15 protein-coding genes are annotated in these 17117 nt (G+C 70.6%); 10 read left to right on the top strand and 5 right to left on the bottom strand.

The features are described from left to right. Positions 1 to 163 precede the first annotated feature (163 nt). The 3 genes from ACFXMF_RS01385 to ACFXMF_RS01395 form a co-directional block, all read right to left on the bottom strand. Positions 164 to 1120, bottom strand: a complete 957-nt coding sequence (locus ACFXMF_RS01385; RefSeq protein ID WP_360305265.1) for a COX15/CtaA family protein — start codon at positions 1118 to 1120, stop codon at positions 164 to 166. A 92-nt stretch (positions 1121 to 1212) separates the two neighbouring features. Beyond that, on the bottom strand, positions 1213 to 1929 hold the full coding sequence (locus ACFXMF_RS01390) for an ABC transporter permease (protein WP_379991036.1): 717 nt from the start codon (positions 1927 to 1929) through the stop codon (positions 1213 to 1215). A gap of 68 nt (positions 1930 to 1997) precedes the next feature. Continuing rightward, positions 1998 to 2927: an ABC transporter ATP-binding protein gene (locus ACFXMF_RS01395; protein ID WP_360305267.1), complete on the bottom strand. Its 930-nt coding sequence runs from the start codon at positions 2925 to 2927 to the stop codon at positions 1998 to 2000. 201 nt (positions 2928 to 3128) lie between these two features. Between ACFXMF_RS01395 and ACFXMF_RS01400 the strand changes: the two genes are divergently transcribed. Genes ACFXMF_RS01400 through ACFXMF_RS01435 form a run of 8 tightly spaced genes read left to right on the top strand, consistent with a single transcriptional unit; the run spans position 3129 to position 9851 of the window. Next, on the top strand, positions 3129 to 4004 hold the full coding sequence (locus ACFXMF_RS01400; RefSeq protein WP_360305489.1) for a metalloregulator ArsR/SmtB family transcription factor: 876 nt from the start codon (positions 3129 to 3131) through the stop codon (positions 4002 to 4004). Continuing rightward, entirely contained in the window at positions 4001 to 5413 is a 1413-nt protein-coding gene (gene sufB, locus ACFXMF_RS01405) for a Fe-S cluster assembly protein SufB (protein WP_360305269.1), read from the top strand. The genes ACFXMF_RS01400 and sufB overlap by 4 nt, the downstream gene beginning before the upstream one ends. Positions 5414 to 5416: 3 nt before the next feature. Beyond that, positions 5417 to 6649, top strand: coding sequence for a Fe-S cluster assembly protein SufD (sufD, locus tag ACFXMF_RS01410; RefSeq protein ID WP_360305271.1), 1233 nt, complete (start codon positions 5417 to 5419; stop codon positions 6647 to 6649). Beyond that, positions 6646 to 6963 carry a non-heme iron oxygenase ferredoxin subunit gene (locus ACFXMF_RS01415; RefSeq protein WP_360305273.1) on the top strand — a complete coding sequence of 106 codons (318 nt, stop codon included), beginning with the start codon at positions 6646 to 6648 and terminating at the stop codon, positions 6961 to 6963. The genes sufD and ACFXMF_RS01415 overlap by 4 nt, the downstream gene beginning before the upstream one ends. 7 nt (positions 6964 to 6970) lie before the next feature. Next, positions 6971 to 7735 (top strand): Fe-S cluster assembly ATPase SufC, encoded by a 765-nt coding sequence (gene sufC, locus ACFXMF_RS01420; RefSeq protein ID WP_360305275.1) that lies wholly within the window; start codon positions 6971 to 6973, stop codon positions 7733 to 7735. Further along, on the top strand, positions 7732 to 8991 hold the full coding sequence (locus ACFXMF_RS01425) for a cysteine desulfurase (RefSeq protein WP_360305277.1): 1260 nt from the start codon (positions 7732 to 7734) through the stop codon (positions 8989 to 8991). Before sufC ends, ACFXMF_RS01425 begins: the two co-directional genes overlap by 4 nt. A 36-nt stretch (positions 8992 to 9027) precedes the next feature. Next, entirely contained in the window at positions 9028 to 9522 is a 495-nt protein-coding gene (gene sufU / locus ACFXMF_RS01430) for a Fe-S cluster assembly sulfur transfer protein SufU (RefSeq protein ID WP_360305279.1), read from the top strand. Next, positions 9519 to 9851 carry a metal-sulfur cluster assembly factor gene (locus tag ACFXMF_RS01435; RefSeq protein WP_020553543.1) on the top strand — a complete coding sequence of 111 codons (333 nt, stop codon included), beginning with the start codon at positions 9519 to 9521 and terminating at the stop codon, positions 9849 to 9851. Before sufU ends, ACFXMF_RS01435 begins: the two co-directional genes overlap by 4 nt. Positions 9852 to 10026: 175 nt before the next feature. On the opposite strand, the gene ACFXMF_RS01440 is transcribed toward ACFXMF_RS01435, so the two are convergent. After that, entirely contained in the window at positions 10027 to 12861 is a 2835-nt protein-coding gene (locus ACFXMF_RS01440) for a hypothetical protein (protein WP_379991035.1), read from the bottom strand. 435 nt (positions 12862 to 13296) lie between these two features. On the opposite strand from ACFXMF_RS01440, the gene ACFXMF_RS01445 reads away from it, so the two are divergent. Continuing rightward, positions 13297 to 13728: an ATP-binding protein gene (locus tag ACFXMF_RS01445; RefSeq protein ID WP_360305283.1), complete on the top strand. Its 432-nt coding sequence runs from the start codon at positions 13297 to 13299 to the stop codon at positions 13726 to 13728. Positions 13729 to 14098: 370 nt separating this feature from the next. On the opposite strand, the gene ACFXMF_RS01450 is transcribed toward ACFXMF_RS01445, so the two are convergent. Further along, positions 14099 to 15001 (bottom strand): neutral zinc metallopeptidase, encoded by a 903-nt coding sequence (locus ACFXMF_RS01450; RefSeq protein WP_379991033.1) that lies wholly within the window; start codon positions 14999 to 15001, stop codon positions 14099 to 14101. A gap of 253 nt (positions 15002 to 15254) precedes the next feature. Between ACFXMF_RS01450 and ACFXMF_RS01455 the strand changes: the two genes are divergently transcribed. Further along, positions 15255 to 16853, top strand: coding sequence for an ABC-F family ATP-binding cassette domain-containing protein (locus ACFXMF_RS01455; RefSeq protein ID WP_360305287.1), 1599 nt, complete (start codon positions 15255 to 15257; stop codon positions 16851 to 16853). Positions 16854 to 17117: the final 264 nt, after the last annotated feature.

The following is a 17117-nucleotide window of genomic DNA, read 5'->3' on the forward strand; positions in this document are numbered from 1 at the left end:
TATACCCCCCCGCGCCCGCCCCCCCGGCGCCCCCCCCCCCCGCCCCCGCGGCCCGGCCGCGGGCCCCACGCCCGCCGGCGCGTGAACCCCGCGGCCCGAACCCACCCGTGACGGACTCCGCGTCCCGCCGACGACGGCGCTGCGCCGAGCGGTCGGCGGCGGGTCAGTAGCTGGTGGCGACCGGTTCGCGCAGTTCGGCGTCGAGGTCGTCCGCCCCGGCCTCGGGCGGGGTGTCGCCGCGCATGCGCAGGCCGAAGAGGGCCCGAACGGCGGTGACCACGGTGAGGGCGGCGCCGAACATGTGGGTGAGCACCATCCACTCGGGCAGCCCGTTGAAGTACTGGACGTAGCCGATCAGACCCTGTGGGATCAGCACGGCCAGCAGCCACCACACGCGGCGTTGGCCGGCCTCGGGGGCGTCGGTGACGCGCATGGCCAGGGCCAGTGCGACGGCCGCGCCCAGGAGCAGGAAGGCCAGGTCGGCGTGCAGCCAGGCCATCTGGTCGATGTCCACGTCGAAGCGCTTGGCCTTGAGGTCGCCGGCGTGCGGTCCGGAGCCGGTGACCACGGTGCCGATCACGATCAGCGCGCCGGCCACCGCCAACGTGCCGTAGCCGAACCAGCGGATCTCCGGGCGGACCAGCAGCCGGGCCGGCGCGTCGCCCTCGCCGGCGCGTTCGTACAGCGCGACCGCCGACGCGATCAGCAACATGGACAGGAGCAGGTGACTGGCCACCGCCATCGGGTGCAGGTCGGTGAGCACGGTGATGCCGCCCAGCACGGCCTGGCCGACCACGGTGCCGATCTGGATCCAGGCCAGCGTGGTGATGTCCTTGCGGCGCACGGTCAGCCGGTACGCGGCCACCACGCAGGCCACCGCGATCGCGCCGACCACGTAGGTCAGCATGCGGTTGCCGAACTCGATGTACGCGTGGTGGCTCACCGCCTCGTGCGGCGTCCAGTTGCTGGTGTCGCTGTCGCACCGGGGCCAGGTGTCGCAGCCCAGGCCCGAGTCGGTGAGTCGGACGAGACCGCCCGTGACGACGATGCCGATCTGCGCCACCAGGTTCGCGAGGAACACGCGGCGCGCGACGAGTGGGGAGACGGCCTGCAGACTCATGCGCGACATGCTACGTCGTGAATGAATTCACAAGCGCACCAGGGGTGTCCGTCGACGCCGATCCCGCAGCCCCCCGGCCCCGCTCGCGGGCCCTACTCCCAGCGGAAGAAGCGCGCCGCCGCGCCCAGCCCCAAAACCGCCCAGACCGCCAGAATCGCCAAGTCGCCCAACGGCAACCCCGATCCGTCCCGGAGCACGTCCCGCAGCCCGTCCGACAACGCCGAGATCGGCAGCAGCGCGAGCGTGTGCTCGACCCCGGAGGGGAATTTGTCCAGCGGCACGATCACCCCGCCGCCCAGCAGCAGCAGGACGAACACCAGGTTGGCGGCGGCCAGGGTGGCCTCGGCCCGCAGCGTCCCGGCCATCAGCAGGCCCAGCCCGGAGAACGCCGCCGTGCCCAGGACCAGGAGCAGGACCACCCACACGGGATTCCCGTGCGGCGACCAACCCAGCGCCAGCGCGATCACCACGAGCAGCGCCACCTGGAGGATCTCCACCAACAACACGCAGGCCGTCTTGGCGACCATCAACCCCCAGCGCGGCAGCGGCGTCGAGCCGAGCAGTTTGAGCACGCCGTAGCGCCGCTCGAACCCGGTCGCGATCGCCTGCCCGGTGAACGCGGTCGACAACACCGCCAGCGCGAGCACTCCCGGCGTCAGGAAGTCCGCCCGCTCGCCGTCCCCGGTGTCCACGATGTCCGCCGAGGAGAAGACCACCAGCAGCAGCGTGGGGATGATGATCGTCAGCAACAGTTGTTCGCCGTTGCGCAGCAACATCCGGGTTTCCAGGGCGCTCTGCGCCAGGATCATCCGGCGCAGCGGCGCCGCCCCCGGCGCGGGCACGAACGTACCGCGCGTCTGCTCCTTCGCCACCGCGCTCAACTCCGCAGCTCCCGTCCGGTCAGCTCCATGAACACGTCCTCCAGGCTGCGTCGTTCCACGGTCAGCCGCTCCGGCATCACCCCGTGCTGCGCGCACCACGAGGTGACCGTGGCCAGCAGTTGCGGGTCGATGTCGCCTTCGATCCGGTACGCGCCGCGGGAGACCTCGATCGCCTTGGCGCCCTCCGGGAGCGCGTTCAGCAGCGAGCCCAGGTCCAGGCCGGGCGGCCCGGCGAAGCGCAGCGAATTCTCCGCGCCGTCGTGGCACAGCGCCTCGGGCGAGCCGGACGCGATCACCCGACCCCGATCCACGATCGCCACCTCGTCGGCGAGCTTTTCCGCCTCGTCCATCAGGTGGGTGGTCAGCACCACGCTCACCCCGTCGGTGCGCAGCTCGCGCACCAGGTCCCAGGTGGCGTGCCGGGCGTGCGGGTCGAGGCCGGCGGTCGGCTCGTCCAGGAAGACCAGCTCGGGGCGGCCGACCACGGCGAGCGCGAGCGCGAGGCGCTGCTGCTGTCCGCCGGACAACCGCCGGTAGGTGGTGCGCCCGCACGAGTCCAGGCCCAGTCGCTCGATCAGCATCGGCACGTCCAGGGGGTTCGCGTGCAGCTTCGCGACGTGGCGCAACATCTCCTCGGCGCGGGCTCCCGAGTACACGCCGCCCGCCTGCAACATCACCCCGATCCGGGGCCGCAGCGCGGCGGCGTCGCGCACCGGGTCCAGGTCGAGCACCCGTACCCGTCCCGCGTCGGCCCGCCGGTAGCCCTCGCAGATCTCGATCGTGCTGGTCTTGCCGGCTCCGTTGGGGCCGAGCACCGCGGTCACCAGGCCGCGTTCGACGGTGAGCGAGAGCCCGTCCACGGCGGTCTTGTCGCCGTAGCGCTTGACCAGGCCGGTGATCGCGACTGCCGGCGGCGAGGAGTCCATGACGAGTCAGTCTAGAAAGGTCCGGGTGCCCCTCGTGTGGGGGTCTTCCGGATCGGCACACCTGACGGTGTGTCAGGAAAATCCGCAGGTCGGAGGGGTCGTCCGCGCGAGTGTGTTGTTAGGCACACCTAAGTGACGGACCGCACGTGATCACCGTTTGGTCTGGCGAACGATTAACGCAACAATGGTGTTGTGGAATACATGCGGACGAGCGAAGAGGCACCGAGGCGGACCCCCGCCGCGGCTGTCGGCACGCCCGAGCATGACGGTCACGAGGGCACCCGGCACCGGGTCACCCGTTCGATCGTCGACCACGGCCCGTCCACCGCGGCGGATCTGGCCGAACGATTGGAGCTGACCCCGGCGGGCGTGCGTCGCCATCTGGACGCACTGGTCGCCGAGGGTGTGGTCGAGGCCACCGAACAGCGCGTCCACGGGCGCCGAGGCCGGGGCCGTCCGGCCAAGGTGTTCGCGCTCACCGACGTCGGCCGCTCCGGGTTCCACCAGGAGTACGACGAGCTGGCGGCCGAGGCGCTGAGCTTCGTGGCCGAGCATCTCGGCAACGAGGCGGTGGCGAAATTCGCCCGCGAGCGGCTTGCCGCCCGCGAGGAGAGGTATCGTCCCTCGGTCGAGTCCGCGCCTCCCGGGGAGCGGGCCCGAGCGCTGGCCGAGGCGCTGTCCGCCGACGGGTATGCCGCGAGTGCGCGGCCCGCACCCGGCGGAGAGCAGCTTTGCCAGCACCACTGTCCGGTGGCTCATGTCGCCGAGCGGTTCCCGCAGCTCTGCGAGGCCGAGGCCGAGGTGTTCGCACGCCTTCTCGGCACGCACGTGCAACGGCTGGCGACGATCGCCCACGGCGACGGCGTCTGCACCACGCACGTTCCCGCTGTGCAGGTTGAATCGGCCGGTGCGACCGGTCGCGGGGTCGGCTCGTCCGGCCCGAAGGTCGGCTCGTCCGGCCTGGCCGGCTCGTCCGGCCGCAAACGCAGCGAAGACAAGAATCCGCCGCGCCGGGGCCCTTCCCGTTCGCGGGAATCGACCGACGCCACCCCGGCTTCCGGGAGGACTACTTCATGACCACCGACGCTCGCCCCGAGCTCGAGGGCCTGGGCACCTACGAGTACGGCTGGGCCGACTCGGACACCGCCGGCGCCTCGGCGCGACGAGGCATCTCCGAAGAGGTCGTCGCGGATATCTCGGCGAAGAAGTCCGAGCCCGAGTGGATGTTGAAGCAGCGCATGAAGGGCCTTCGGCTCTTCGGCAAGAAGCCGATGCCGACATGGGGCTCCGACCTCTCCGGGATCGACTTCGACAACATCAAGTACTTCGTGCGCTCGACCGAGAAGCAGGCCGCCTCGTGGGAGGACCTGCCCGAGGACATCAAGAACACCTACGACCGTCTCGGCATCCCGGAGGCGGAGAAGCAGCGCCTGGTCGCGGGCGTCGCCGCGCAGTACGAGTCCGAGGTCGTCTACCACCAGATCCGCGAGGACCTGGAGGAGCAGGGCGTCATCTTCCTGGACACCGACACCGGGCTGCGCGAGCACCCGGAGCTGTTCAAGGAATACTTCGGCTCGGTCATCCCGACCGGCGACAACAAGTTCTCCGCGCTGAACACCGCGGTGTGGTCCGGTGGCTCGTTCATCTACGTCCCGCCGGGCGTGCACGTGGAGATCCCCCTCCAGGCCTACTTCCGGATCAACACCGAGAACATGGGCCAGTTCGAGCGCACGCTGATCATCGCCGACGAGGGCTCGCACGTGCACTACGTCGAGGGCTGCACGGCGCCGATCTACAAGTCGGACTCGCTGCACTCGGCCGTGGTCGAGATCATCGTCAAGAAGAACGCCCGGGTGCGGTACACGACCATCCAGAACTGGTCGAACAACGTGTACAACCTGGTGACCAAGCGCGCGGTGGCCCACGAGGGCGCCACGATGGAGTGGATCGACGGCAACATCGGTTCCAAGGTCACCATGAAGTACCCGGCCGTGTGGCTGCTCGGCGAGCACGCCAAGGGCGAGACTTTGTCGATCGCCTTCGCGGGCGAGGGCCAGCACCAGGACGCCGGTTCGAAGATGGTGCACTGCGCCCCGAACACGTCGTCCAACATCGTGTCCAAGTCGGTCGCGCGTGGCGGTGGCCGCACCTCCTACCGCGGTCTGGTCCAGATCGAGGAGGGTGCGCACGGCTCGACCTCGTCGGTCAAGTGCGACGCGCTGCTCGTGGACACGGTCAGCCGCTCGGACACCTACCCGTACGTCGACGTCCGCGAGGACGACGTGTCGATGGGTCACGAGGCGACCGTCTCCAAGATCTCCGACGACCAGCTTTTCTACCTCATGAGCCGCGGCATGACCGAGGACGAGGCCATGGCGATGATCGTGCGCGGGTTCGTCGAGCCCATCGCGCGCGAACTCCCCATGGAGTACGCCCTCGAGTTGAACCGCCTGATCGAGCTTCAGATGGAAGGGGCTGTGGGCTAGTCCATGGCTGCGAACACCAACACTCCCGGTAGCACCACCGCCGGATCGATCGCCGTGCGCGAGGCCGGGGCCGAGAACGTGCTCGCCGGCCCCGGCACCGGCCGCTCGGTCGCCCAGCCCGCGGACGCCCGTCAGGTCGCCGCCGCGTCCTACGACGTGGCCGACTTCGTGGTGCCCACCGGTCGCGAGGAGGACTGGCGGTTCACCCCGCTGGCCCGCCTGCGCGGCCTGCACGACGGCACCGCCGCCGGCGGAGACCGGGGCGAGGTCACCGTCTCGGTGACCGCGCCCGAGGGCGTCACCGTCGAGACCGTCGACCGCACCGACGCGCGGATCGGCCGGGCCGGCGCGCCCGTCGACCGGGTCGCGGCCCAGGCGTACAGCTCGTTCGAGAAGGCCACGCTCGTCGTGGTCGGCAAGGACACACAGCTCGCCGAGCCGGTCGTGGTCACCCTGCACGGCGCCGGTGGCACCGCGTTCGGGCACGTCACGATCGAGGTCGAGCGGTTCGCCGAGGCGACCGTGGTGCTCGACCACGGCGGCTCCGCGACCTACGCGCAGAACGTCGAGTTCATCGTCGGCGACGGCGCCAGTCTCAAGGTCGTGTCGATCCAGGACTGGGACGCCGACTCCGTGCACGTGGCCTCGCACCTGACCCGGGTGGGTCGGGACGCGTCGTTCACGTCGGTCGTGGTCACCCTCGGCGGCGACCTGGTCCGGCTGTTCCCGCGCGTGGTCTACGACGCCCCGGGCGGCGACGCCGAGCTGTACGGCGTCTACTTCGCCGACGCCGGCCAGCACCTGGAGCACCGGCTGTTCGTCGACCACGACGTGCCGCAGTGCCGCAGCCTGGTCACCTACAAGGGCGCGCTGCAGGGCGCGGACGCGCACACCGTGTGGATCGGCGACGTGCTCATCCGGGCCGCCGCCGAGGGCACCGACACCTACGAGCTCAACCGCAACCTGGTGCTCACCGACGGCGCGCGCGCGGACTCGGTGCCCAACCTGGAGATCGAGACCGGCGAGATCGCCGGCGCCGGGCACGCCAGCGCGACCGGGCGCTTCGACGACGAGCAGCTCTTCTACCTCCAGTCGCGCGGCATCCCGGCGGACGAGGCCCGCCGGCTGGTCGTGCGCGGCTTCTTCGCCGAGGTGATCGCCCGGGTCGGCATCGCCGACCTCCAGGAGCGGTTGATGAAGCAGATCGAGGCGCGCCTCGAAGGCGGCGCCCGATGAGCTACCTCAAGGCGTGTGCCGAGACCGACCTGCACGAGGACACGCCGCTGCGCGTCGTGCTCGACGAGGTCCCGGTCACCCTCGTGCGCACCGAGGGCGACGTCTACGCGATCAACGACGTGTGCTCGCACGCCAACGTGTCGCTCTCCGAGGGAGAGGTCGAGGACTGCGCGATCGAATGCTGGCTGCACGGCTCGCGCTTCGATCTGCGTACCGGCCGTCCCTCGGGCCCCCCGGCCAATCTGCCGGTCCCCGTGTACCCCGTGAAGATCGACGGCGGCGCCGTCTATGTCGAAGTGAACCAGGAGTCCTGAGTCCGTTATGGCAACGCTTGAGATCCGCGACCTGCACGTCAGTGTGGACGCCGAGAACGGTCCGCGCGAGATCCTTCGCGGCGTCGACCTGACCGTGAAGCAGGGCGAGACCCACGCCATCATGGGCCCGAACGGCTCCGGCAAGTCGACCCTGGCGTACTCGGTCGCGGGCCACCCGAAGTACCAGGTGACCGGCGGGAGTGTGCTGCTCGACGGCGAGGACGTGCTGTCCATGACCGTCGACGAGCGGGCCCGCGCCGGCCTGTTCCTCGCCATGCAGTACCCCGTCGAGGTCGCCGGCGTCTCGGTGTCCAACTTCCTGCGCACCGCCGCCACCGCCACCCGTGGCGAGGCTCCCAAGCTGCGGCTGTGGATCAAGGAGGTCAAGGAGGCCATGGAGCGTCTCCAGATGGACCCGGCCTTCGCCGAGCGCAACGTCAACGAGGGCTTCTCCGGCGGCGAGAAGAAGCGCCACGAGATCCTTCAGTTGGAGCTGCTGCGCCCGAAGATCGCGATCCTGGACGAGACCGACTCCGGCCTGGACGTCGACGCGCTGCGCGTGGTGTCCGAGGGCGTGAACCGGGTGCAGGCCACCGGGCAGATCGGCACCCTGCTGATCACCCACTACACCCGCATCCTGAAGTACATCAAGCCCGACCACGTGCACGTCTTCGCGGCCGGCCGGATCGTCGAGTCCGGCGGCGCCGAACTCGCGGACAAGCTGGAAGACGAAGGCTACGAGGCGTACACCGGCAAGGGGGAGACTGCATGACAGTGCACCTGCCGGGGCTGCTCGACACGGACACGATCCGCAAGGATTTCCCGATCCTCGAACGGCTCCTGCACGGCGACAAACCGCTTGTCTATCTGGACAACGCGGCGACGTCGCAGACCCCGCGTCAGGTGATCGACGCCATGACGCACTACTACGCGAACAGCAACGCGAACGTGCACCGGGGCGTGCACGTGCTGGCCGAAGAGGCCACCGCGCTGTACGAGGGTGCCCGGGACAAGGTCGCGGCGTTCATCAACGCGCCCAGCCGGGACGAGGTGATCTTCACCAAGAACTCCTCCGAGGCGATCAACCTCGTGGCCAACATGCTGACCTGGGCGGACGAACCGTTCAAGGTCGGCGTGGGCGCCGACGTGGTGATCACCGAGATGGAGCACCACTCGAACATCGTTCCGTGGCAGTTGCTCGCGCAGCGCACCGGCACGAAGCTCAAGTGGTTCGGGCTCACCGACGAGGGCCGGCTCGACCTGTCGAACATCGAGCAGGTGATCACCGAGGAGACCAAGGTCGTCTCGGTCGTGCACACCTCGAACATCCTCGGCACGGTCAACGACCTGGAGCCGATCGTGCGCCGGGCGCACGACGTCGGCGCCCTGGTCGTGGTCGACGCGTCGCAGGCCGCGCCGCACATGGTGCTCGACGTCCAGGCCCTGGGCGCCGACTTCGTCGCGTTCACCGGCCACAAGATGTGCGGGCCGACCGGCATCGGCGTGTTGTGGGGCCGGCTGGGCCTGCTGGAGGAGCTTCCGCCGTTCCTGGGCGGCGGCGAGATGATCGAGACCGTGACGATGAGCGCGTCCACGTACGCGCCCGCGCCGCACAAGTTCGAGGCCGGCACCCCGCCGATCACGGAGGCGGTCGGACTCGGTGCGGCGATCGACTACCTGTCGGCGATCGGCATGGATCGCATCGCCGCGCACGAGCACGCGATCACGGGTTACGCGATCGACGCGCTCAACGCCGTCGAGGGTCTGAAGATCATCGGTCCGGCGGACAACGTGGCACGCGGTGCGGCGATCTCCTTCACGTTCGGCGACATCCACCCGCACGACGTGGGTCAGGTGCTCGACGAGCAGGGCATCGCGGTCCGGGTGGGTCACCACTGCGCCCGTCCGGTCTGCCTGCGGTTCGGCGTGCCGGCGACCACACGAGCCTCGTTCTACCTCTACTCGACGCCGGCCGAGGTCGACGCGTTGGTGGCCGGGCTGGAACATGTTCGACAGTTTTTCGGTTAGCAACGATTCGGCCGGGCAGGGGCGGGAGGCGAAGAGATGAAGCTCGACGGGATGTACCAGGAGATCATCCTGGATCACTACCGGCACCCCCATAACAAGGGGCTGCGGGACCCGTTCGACACCGAGGTCCACCACGTCAACCCGACCTGTGGGGACGAGGTCACGCTGCGCGTGAAGCTGGACGGCGAGAAGGTTCTCGACGTCAGCTACGAGGGCCAGGGCTGTTCGATCAGTCAGGCCAGCGCGTCCGTGATGACCGATCTGGTGATCGGGCACACCATCGAGGACGCGCTGCACGCGGGGGACGCCTTCCTCGCGCTCATGCAGTCCAAGGGGCAGGGCGAGCCGGACGAGGACGTCCTGGAGGACGCCGTGGCGTTCGTCGGCGTCAGCAAGTACCCGGCGCGGGTGAAGTGCGCGCTCCTGGGATGGATGGCCTTCAAGGACGCCACGGCGCAGGCGCTCGAGACGCGTGTGCCGGTGCCGGAGACGCCCGGGCGGGCGTCGGAGACGACGGAAGGGCAGAAATGACCGAGACGCAGGCGCGACCGGCGGCCACGCCGGAGGACGTCACCGAGGCGATGTACGACGTCGTCGACCCCGAGCTCGGGATCAACGTCGTCGACCTGGGTCTGGTGTACGGCGTGCACGTGGACGACGCGAACATCGCCACCATCGACATGACGCTCACCAGTGCGGCGTGTCCGTTGACGGACGTGATCGAGGACCAGACGCGGAGTGCGACCGAGGGGATCGTCGCGGACATGCGGATCAACTGGGTCTGGATGCCGCCGTGGGGGCCGGACAAGATCACCGACGACGGGCGCGAGCAGCTTCGAGCGCTCGGGTTCAATCTGTAGCTTCCGGGGCCGGCGGGCTCTTTCGGCCTCATGCGCCGGCCGGGCGGCTCGACCTCGTGCGCCCGCCGGGCCGAGTCGGCCCCGTGTGCCGGGTGGGCCGGATCGGTTTTGGGTGTTGGTTGGTGTGGGGCGCCGGGTGGTCGACTTGCGTCGGGCCGCCCGGCGCTTTTTCGCGTCAGGGGCGGGGCTGGGTCACGCCGAGGAGTTCGAGGACGTCGGTGTCGCCGCGTTGTTGGAGGCGGTGCAGGACGGCCTTGAGGTCGATCCCGGGTTCCAGGCCGATGCGGGCGCCGAGGAGTTCGGGGAGGTTGACCTGCTCGGGGACCGGGTCGACGCCGGTGTGGCGTAGGGCGCGGGCCCAGCGGGGGAGGCGTACCGTGGCGTCGCCGCGGACCAGGCGGGCCTCCAGGCGGCCCTGGTGGATGGACGAGATGAAGACCATGTCGCCCTCGTGCGCGGACAGGCCGGCCAGGATCGCGCGCAGCGACACCAGGTAGGGCGTGTCGGCCCAGCGCAGCGCCGCCGGGCCGTGTCCGTGGTGCAGCCGGACCTGACCGCCGGCGGTGACACCCAGGGCCTGGGCGAACGCCACCGGCACCTTGACCGGCTCGCCTTCGAGCATCGCGGTGGACACGTCGACCCGGAACGCCCACGCGCCGGTGTCCTCGCGGAAGCAGCCCGCGGTCCAGGACGGATCGCCGATCGGCGCCGGCTGTTGCTTCTGGGCCGGCCGCTCCAGCGTGTCCGCCGAGCGGGAGAGCACGTGGTCGTTCTCCACCTGGAAGCCCTCCAGCCGGCCGATCCAGGCGGTCTGCAGTGGCTTGCGGATGCCCATCGCGGCCAGGTCGCGCTCCAGCGCCCGCAGCGGCACCGGGCCGTGCGCGCAGGCCGCGTCCAGGGTGCTCTGGGTGCGGTCGGACAACTCGCCGAGCGGCGCGGTGGAAAGCCACCCGTCCACCGACGTGTGCAGGCCGAGCAGGCCGCGCAGCACCTGCCACACCTGGATCTCCAGGCCCGGCACGGTCTCGGTGTGCTTGGGGTGCAGCGTGCGCAGTTCGGACACCGTGGTCAGCACGCCGAGCCGGTCCCGGACGAAGCTCAGGTGCACCCGGACCGGTGCGCCCTCGGAGCGGGCGATCCGCTCGTCCAGGCTGCGCCGCAGGTCCCGCTCCATGATCTTGACCTCGGCCGGCGACGTGCCGAACTCGGCCGCCAACGACTCCAGATCGCGTGGTGCGTCGGTGAACAGCCGATCCCGGGCGAGCACCTTGCGCTGCGGTTCGGCGGTGGTGAACCAGGACCCCAGGATGGCGACCGGGTCGCCGCCGCCGGGTTCGCCGGCGCGCGACGGCGGCCGGTCGACGAGCATCGTGACGTCCTCGGTCGCGGGCAGCGTGCCCGGCACCATCTCGACGGTGGCCTCCAGGTCGGCGGCGGCGGCCTTGGTGCCCCGGTTGGTTCGCGGTACCACCGAGTGGTCCGGCGGCGCGGGCACCGACGGTACCTCCGCCGTGGTCGCGGCTGCCGCGGCCGGCTCTGCGGCGGAGGTCGGGGCCGGTGCGGTGCGCGGCGGGTGGCTCGGTCGGGGCGGGATGCGCAGGCCCTCGGGGGTGCGCGGCACGTCCGACTCGCCCACCGCCGGTACCGCGCCCGCGGTGGGCGGCGGGACCTCGCCGAACGCGTCCTGCCCGGGGTCTTCGGCGGAATCCGACCCGGCGGACGCCGACTTCGACTTCGGCGCCGGCTCCGCCTTCGATGTCGACTTCGGTGCCGGTTCGGCGGGCGTGGCGGTCCGGCCGCGTCCCTTGAGCGTGCGGATCGGGATGTCCGCGACCGTCATCGGCGGCGTCTCGCCGTACGCGTCCACGCCGGGCTGGTCGCCCTCGGTCGCGAGTTCGGCGGACACCGCGCGCGGCGGCGCGTCCTCGGAGGCGTCCTCGGTCCGGAGCACCGGCTTCGGACGGCCGGCGGCCGGGGCCACGTCGGCCCGGGTGGGCGGCGGGATCTCGCCGTACGCGTCCCGACCCTCCGCCGCGTCCGGCGTCGACGCGGACGACCCGCTCGGCTCGGCCGCCGCTTCGTCGCTCCCGGGCCCGGCCACCGGCGGCGCCGGCATCGCGAGCGACGCCCGCAGCCCGGACGGAACCTGGGTGAGCAGCGCGGTCAACGCCGTCCGGACCTCCTCCGAGGCGTCCTCCAGGCCGACCACCGCGGCGGTCTCCAGGGTGACCTGGGCGAGTTGCGCCATCAGCGGTACGTCCGGCGCCTGGTCGGCCAGCCAGCGCACCACGGTGCCCAGTTCGGCGGTCAGCGGCTCGGGCAGCTTGACCGGGCGTAGTTCGTCCTCGTCCAGGTCGCCCCAGTCGTCCGGGGTGTCCCAGTCGCCGTCGATCGGCGCGGGCGGGATCAGGACGGGCGCCGGTGCGGGGGTGGGCTCCGGCTCGGGCTCCGGCTCGGTCGGGGTCGGTTCCGGTCGCGGTTCGAGCGTCGAGGCCGAGGCGAGTGCCGGTACCGGCTCGCTCGCGGCGGTCTCGGGTGGGTCGAACATCGCGTCCACGTCCACCGATTCGTCGTCCTCGGGCAGCAGCCCGAGCACCTCCTCGAACAGCCGGGCCACCAACGGGCGCACCGTCGAGGTACCGATCTGGGTCCAGTCGCCGACCTCGCGCACGGTGGTGGTGAGCAGGTCCGCCCAGTCCGGTGTACGCACCATCACGTTCGTCCGGGCGCCGTCGGGCCACTGGGACAGGCGGAAGCCGTTGCGGGCCAGCCACGCCCCCGGCAACAGGTCGCCCAGGCGCAGGTGTCGAAGCTCGGTGTAGGCCAGATCGGCCAGGCGCCCCGGCAACTCGTCCCGACCGAAGGTGTTCGCGGCCCGGACCACGGGCACGCTCATCCACCACGCTGCGGGCAGGTCCTCGTGTTCGAGGTAGTCCGCGACGAGTTCGGGCGCGACGAAGCGCAGGGCCGGTACGAAATCGGCCAGAGTGGCCTGGAGCCGGGGCTGCATGCAGGTCCTCCGTGACGCGGTCGGTACCCCCGACGTTAGCGGCCGGGTGGCGAGCGGGCACCGGGGTGTCCCGGGCCGTTGCCATCTGCTTGCGGGACGAAGCGGCGGATCGGTTGGTTCCCCGAGCCCCGTCTCGGGCCGTGCGATCCGGGTCACGCGGCGGTCCCGGCGCGCTGCCCGGAGCGGCTTTCGTCGGAGATCGCTACCCCGCCGAGCAGGGCGGGAACCGTGTCCAGGGCGCCCGACGGCGCCTTCGCCGGGGACGCGCGCCGATCGAGCGCCGGTCACGCGTCCATCGCCGGCCCGCGCCACGTTTCACGAGGGGGAAAGAAGTCGATCTCACCAACAGTGGAGACAAGGACGGCTAGCTTGGACAAAGGTCGCCGATGCCACCGGCCGCCTCGTTCGGGCCATCAGGGGAGAGCAGGGGGAGACGTGGGGGAAACCGCATCAACGCCGCGATCCGGGGAGGCTTCGGCCGGTCCGCTGCTCCTGTCGTTGCGGTTGACGGCGACCGTGGAGGCGATCCCACGAGCCCGGCACGCGCTGCGTCGGGTGCTCGACGAGCGAGCTCCCGATGCGCCCGGGGACACCCTCGAACTGCTCCTGTCGGAGCTGGTCACCAATGCGGTCAAACACTCGACGCGAGGTCGTACGGTCGCGGTGGCGGTGCTGCGGAGGGAGAACTCGATTCGGATCGCGGTCGTGGACCACGACGCGGCGCTTCCGGAGCCGGGGGGTGCGGTGGACCTGCTGGATGAGCATGGGCGTGGGTTGTTGTTGGTGGAGGCGATGGCGGAGGAGTGGGGGAGTTACCCGGTGCCGGATGGGAAGGTGGTCTGGTGCGATGTGAAGACCGTGGCTTGAACTCGGGCGCGGAGCGCGGGAGTTCTGGGTTGCGGTGATTGGCCTCATGCGCCGGCCGGGCTGGGTGGCCTCATGCGCCGGTGGGGCTGATTTGGCCTCATGCGCCGGCCGGGCTGGGTGGCCTCAAGCGCCGGCCGGGCTGATTCGCCTCATGCGCCGGCGGGGCTGATTTGGCCTCATGCGCCGGCCGGGCTGGGTGGCCTCAAGCGCCGGCCGGGCTGGTTCGCCTCATGCGCCGGCGGGGCTGGTTCGCCTCGTGTGCCGGCGGGGCTGGTTCGCCTCATGCGCCGGCGGGGCTGGTTCGCCTCGTGTGCCGGCTGGGTTGGTTTGCTTTGGGGCGGCGGGATGGGGACTTGTGGGTTGGGTGGGGTTAGAGGGGGGTGGTGAAGGTGTTGCATTTGGTGGGGTCGGCTGTGGTGTAGCCCTGGTGGAACCATTTTTGGCGTTGGGCTGCGGAGCCGTGGGTCCAGGTTTCGGGGGTTACCCGGCCCTGGAATTGTTGTTGGATGCGGTCGTCGCCGACGGCGGCTGCGGCGTCGAGGCCGTCGGCGATGTCCTGGTCGGTGAGGCTGGTGATCAGGGGGCGGCCGTTGCTCTGTGGAGTCGTGGTGGCGTGGCGGGCCCAGACGCCCGCGTAGCAGTCGGCCTGGAGTTCGAGGCGGACCGAGCCGCTCTGCGGGCCCTGGCGGTCGTTGCCGACCTTGGCCATTTGGCCGGTCAGGTCCTGGATGTGGTGGCCGTACTCGTGGGCGAGTACGTATGCCTCGGCGAAGGGGCCGCCCCTGGCGCCGAACCTGCTGCGCAGGTCGTCGAAGAAGCCCAGGTCGATGTAGACCCTGCGATCGCCCGGGCAGTAGAAGGGGCCCACCGCCGAGGTCGCCCCGCCGCACGCGGTCGAGGTGCTGCCGGTGAAGAATCGGGTGGGCGCGGGTCGGTAGGCGGCGCCTTGGCGCCGGTATTCGTCGGTCCAGTACGTCTGCACGCTGTTGACCACCCCGACGATCCGACAGTCGTCGCGTGCGTTGGCGTCCGTGCCCTTGCGGCACGAGTCCTCGAGCGCGCGGTTGTCCGCCGGTGCGGAGCCGCCGCCGCCGTCGTCGCTCAGGCCGAGCCGGTCCGGGCTCAGGCCGAAGATCAGGCCGAGCACCACCACGATCAGCCCCGCCGCGCCGCCGCCCACCGCGACGCCGGGTCGGCGCGGCCCGCCGCCGCGCGCACCGCGGCGGTCCTCGATCTGCGATGTGTCGAGATCCGCGTCGTCGTCGAACTGCATCGGGGCACCGCCTGCGGAGAAGAGGAGGGGGGATCAGTGGTGACGGATATCCCTTTTTCAGGTATTTATCGCCCGCGTCGCTCCACTGCCCGCAAGACGCCCGGGAATCCGGTGTGGGCGCTCCCGTAGACTCGGGTGCATGGTCGGTTTCTCTGGATATCCCCGCGAGCGGCCTTAGCGCGGTGTGGCTTCCCCTGCGAGCCCCGCACGACCGTCCGTCTTCGTCAGTCCCCGACCGGGAGTCCAGTCCTTCATGATCAACGCAACCAACGTCGAACTGCGGGCCGGCGCCCGCATCCTGCTCGAACCGGCCTCCTTCCGGGTCGCGGCCGGCGACCGGATCGGCCTGGTCGGCCGCAACGGTGCCGGCAAGACCACCCTGACCAAGACGCTCGCCGGGGAGACCCAGCCGGCGTCCGGCACCATCACCAGCAGCGGCGAGGTCGGCTACCTCCCGCAGGACCCGCGCACCGGCGACCTGGACGTGCTCGCCCGGGATCGGATCCTGTCCGCGCGCGGCCTGGACGTGGCGCTGACCGGGATGCGCGAGGCCGAGGGCCTGATGGCCAGCGCCAGCGGCGAGACCGCCGCGAAGGCGATGCGCAAGTACTCGCGGCTGGAGACCGAGTTCCTGACCAAGGGCGGCTACGCGGCCGAGGCCGAGGCGGCCACCATCGCGGCCAGCCTGGGGTTGCCGGACCGGATCCTGGGCCAGGAACTGCACACCCTCTCCGGTGGCCAGCGGCGCCGGGTCGAGCTGGCCCGGATCCTGTTCTCGGACGCCGACACGTTGCTCCTGGACGAGCCCACCAACCACCTCGACGCCGACTCGATCGGCTGGCTGCGCGAGTTCCTCAAGACCTACAAGGGCGGCTTCATCGTGATCAGTCACGATGTCGGCCTGATGGAGGCGTGCGTCAACAAGGTGTTCTACCTGGACGCCAACCGCACCACCATCGACATCTACAACGTCGGCTGGAACGCCTACAAGCTCCAGCGCGAGACCGACGAGCGCCGGCGCAAGCGCGAGCGGGCCAACGCGGAGAAGAAGGCCGACCAGCTCTTCACCCAGGCCGACAAGATGCGAGCCAAGGCGACCAAGACGGTGGCCGCGCAGAACATGGCCCGGCGCGCCGAGAAGCTGCTCTCCGGGCTGGAGAGCGAGCGCAGGTCGGACAAGGTCGCCAAGCTGCGCTTCCCCAAGCCGGCACCCTGCGGGAAGACCCCGCTGATGGCGACCGGCCTGTCCAAGTCGTACGGCTCGCTGGAGATCTTCACCGACGTCGACCTGGCCATCGACAAGGGTTCGCGGGTGGTCATCCTGGGCCTCAACGGCGCAGGCAAGACCACGCTGCTCCGGCTGCTGGGCGGTGTCGAGAATCCGGACACCGGCAAGATCGAACCCGGCCACGGGCTCCAACTCGGTTACTACGCACAGGAACACGAGACGCTCGACCCGGAGCGCACGGTCCTGGAGAACATGCGCTCGTCCTCGCCCGACCTCGACCTGGTCGAGGTGCGCAAGGTGCTGGGTTCGTTCCTGTTCTCCGGCGACGACGTGGACAAGCCGGCCGGGGTGCTCTCCGGCGGCGAGAAGACCCGGCTGGCCCTCGCGACGCTCGTGGTCTCCAAGGCCAACGTGTTGCTCCTGGACGAGCCCACCAACAACCTCGACCCGGCCAGCCGCGCCGAGGTGCTGGACGCGCTGCGCACCTACGAGGGCGCCGTCGTCCTGGTCACCCACGACGAGGGTGCGGTCGAGGCGCTCCAGCCGGAGCGGATCATCCTGCTTCCGGACGGCGTCGAGGACCTGTGGAACGAGGATTACGCGGACCTGGTCGCGCTCGCCTGATCCACCCGGGCGCCCGCGCCCGGACCCCCGGAACCACCGACACCCCGTCGGGTTGCCGTCATCGGCACCCCGACGGGGTGATCGCTTTCGTCCCCTCGACAGGTTTTCGCCACGAAACCCTCACAAAGGGAAGCCGTCGTTCCGGTCCTGGGGTGACGTCGCTCACCGGCCTCGACGGCGACGCAGAGCAAGGTCGCGAATCTCATGGGTGACCAGCGTCTTTGTCGGCGGACACAGGATTCGGTCAAGCATTCGGCACGGGAA

The organism is Embleya sp. NPDC059213 (genome assembly GCF_042754445.1).
Classification (GTDB): domain Bacteria; phylum Actinomycetota; class Actinomycetes; order Streptomycetales; family Streptomycetaceae; genus Embleya.

What these genes read in the sequence shown, in the direction of transcription:
- ACFXMF_RS01385 (WP_360305265.1), bottom strand. Translation starts at nt 1,120, where the DNA reads ATGAGTCTGCAGGCCGTCTCCCCACTCGTCGCGCGCCGCGTGTTCCTC.
- ACFXMF_RS01390 (WP_379991036.1), bottom strand. Translation starts at nt 1,929, where the DNA reads ATGATCCTGGCGCAGAGCGCCCTGGAAACCCGGATGTTGCTGCGCAAC.
- ACFXMF_RS01395 (WP_360305267.1), bottom strand. Translation starts at nt 2,927, where the DNA reads ATGGACTCCTCGCCGCCGGCAGTCGCGATCACCGGCCTGGTCAAGCGC.
- ACFXMF_RS01400 (WP_360305489.1), top strand. Translation starts at nt 3,129, where the DNA reads ATGCGGACGAGCGAAGAGGCACCGAGGCGGACCCCCGCCGCGGCTGTC.
- sufB (WP_360305269.1), top strand. Translation starts at nt 4,001, where the DNA reads ATGACCACCGACGCTCGCCCCGAGCTCGAGGGCCTGGGCACCTACGAG.
- sufD (WP_360305271.1), top strand. Translation starts at nt 5,417, where the DNA reads ATGGCTGCGAACACCAACACTCCCGGTAGCACCACCGCCGGATCGATC.
- ACFXMF_RS01415 (WP_360305273.1), top strand. Translation starts at nt 6,646, where the DNA reads ATGAGCTACCTCAAGGCGTGTGCCGAGACCGACCTGCACGAGGACACG.
- sufC (WP_360305275.1), top strand. Translation starts at nt 6,971, where the DNA reads ATGGCAACGCTTGAGATCCGCGACCTGCACGTCAGTGTGGACGCCGAG.
- ACFXMF_RS01425 (WP_360305277.1), top strand. Translation starts at nt 7,732, where the DNA reads ATGACAGTGCACCTGCCGGGGCTGCTCGACACGGACACGATCCGCAAG.
- sufU (WP_360305279.1), top strand. Translation starts at nt 9,028, where the DNA reads ATGAAGCTCGACGGGATGTACCAGGAGATCATCCTGGATCACTACCGG.
- ACFXMF_RS01435 (WP_020553543.1), top strand. Translation starts at nt 9,519, where the DNA reads ATGACCGAGACGCAGGCGCGACCGGCGGCCACGCCGGAGGACGTCACC.
- ACFXMF_RS01440 (WP_379991035.1), bottom strand. Translation starts at nt 12,861, where the DNA reads ATGCAGCCCCGGCTCCAGGCCACTCTGGCCGATTTCGTACCGGCCCTG.
- ACFXMF_RS01450 (WP_379991033.1), bottom strand. Translation starts at nt 15,001, where the DNA reads ATGCAGTTCGACGACGACGCGGATCTCGACACATCGCAGATCGAGGAC.
- ACFXMF_RS01455 (WP_360305287.1), top strand. Translation starts at nt 15,255, where the DNA reads ATGATCAACGCAACCAACGTCGAACTGCGGGCCGGCGCCCGCATCCTG.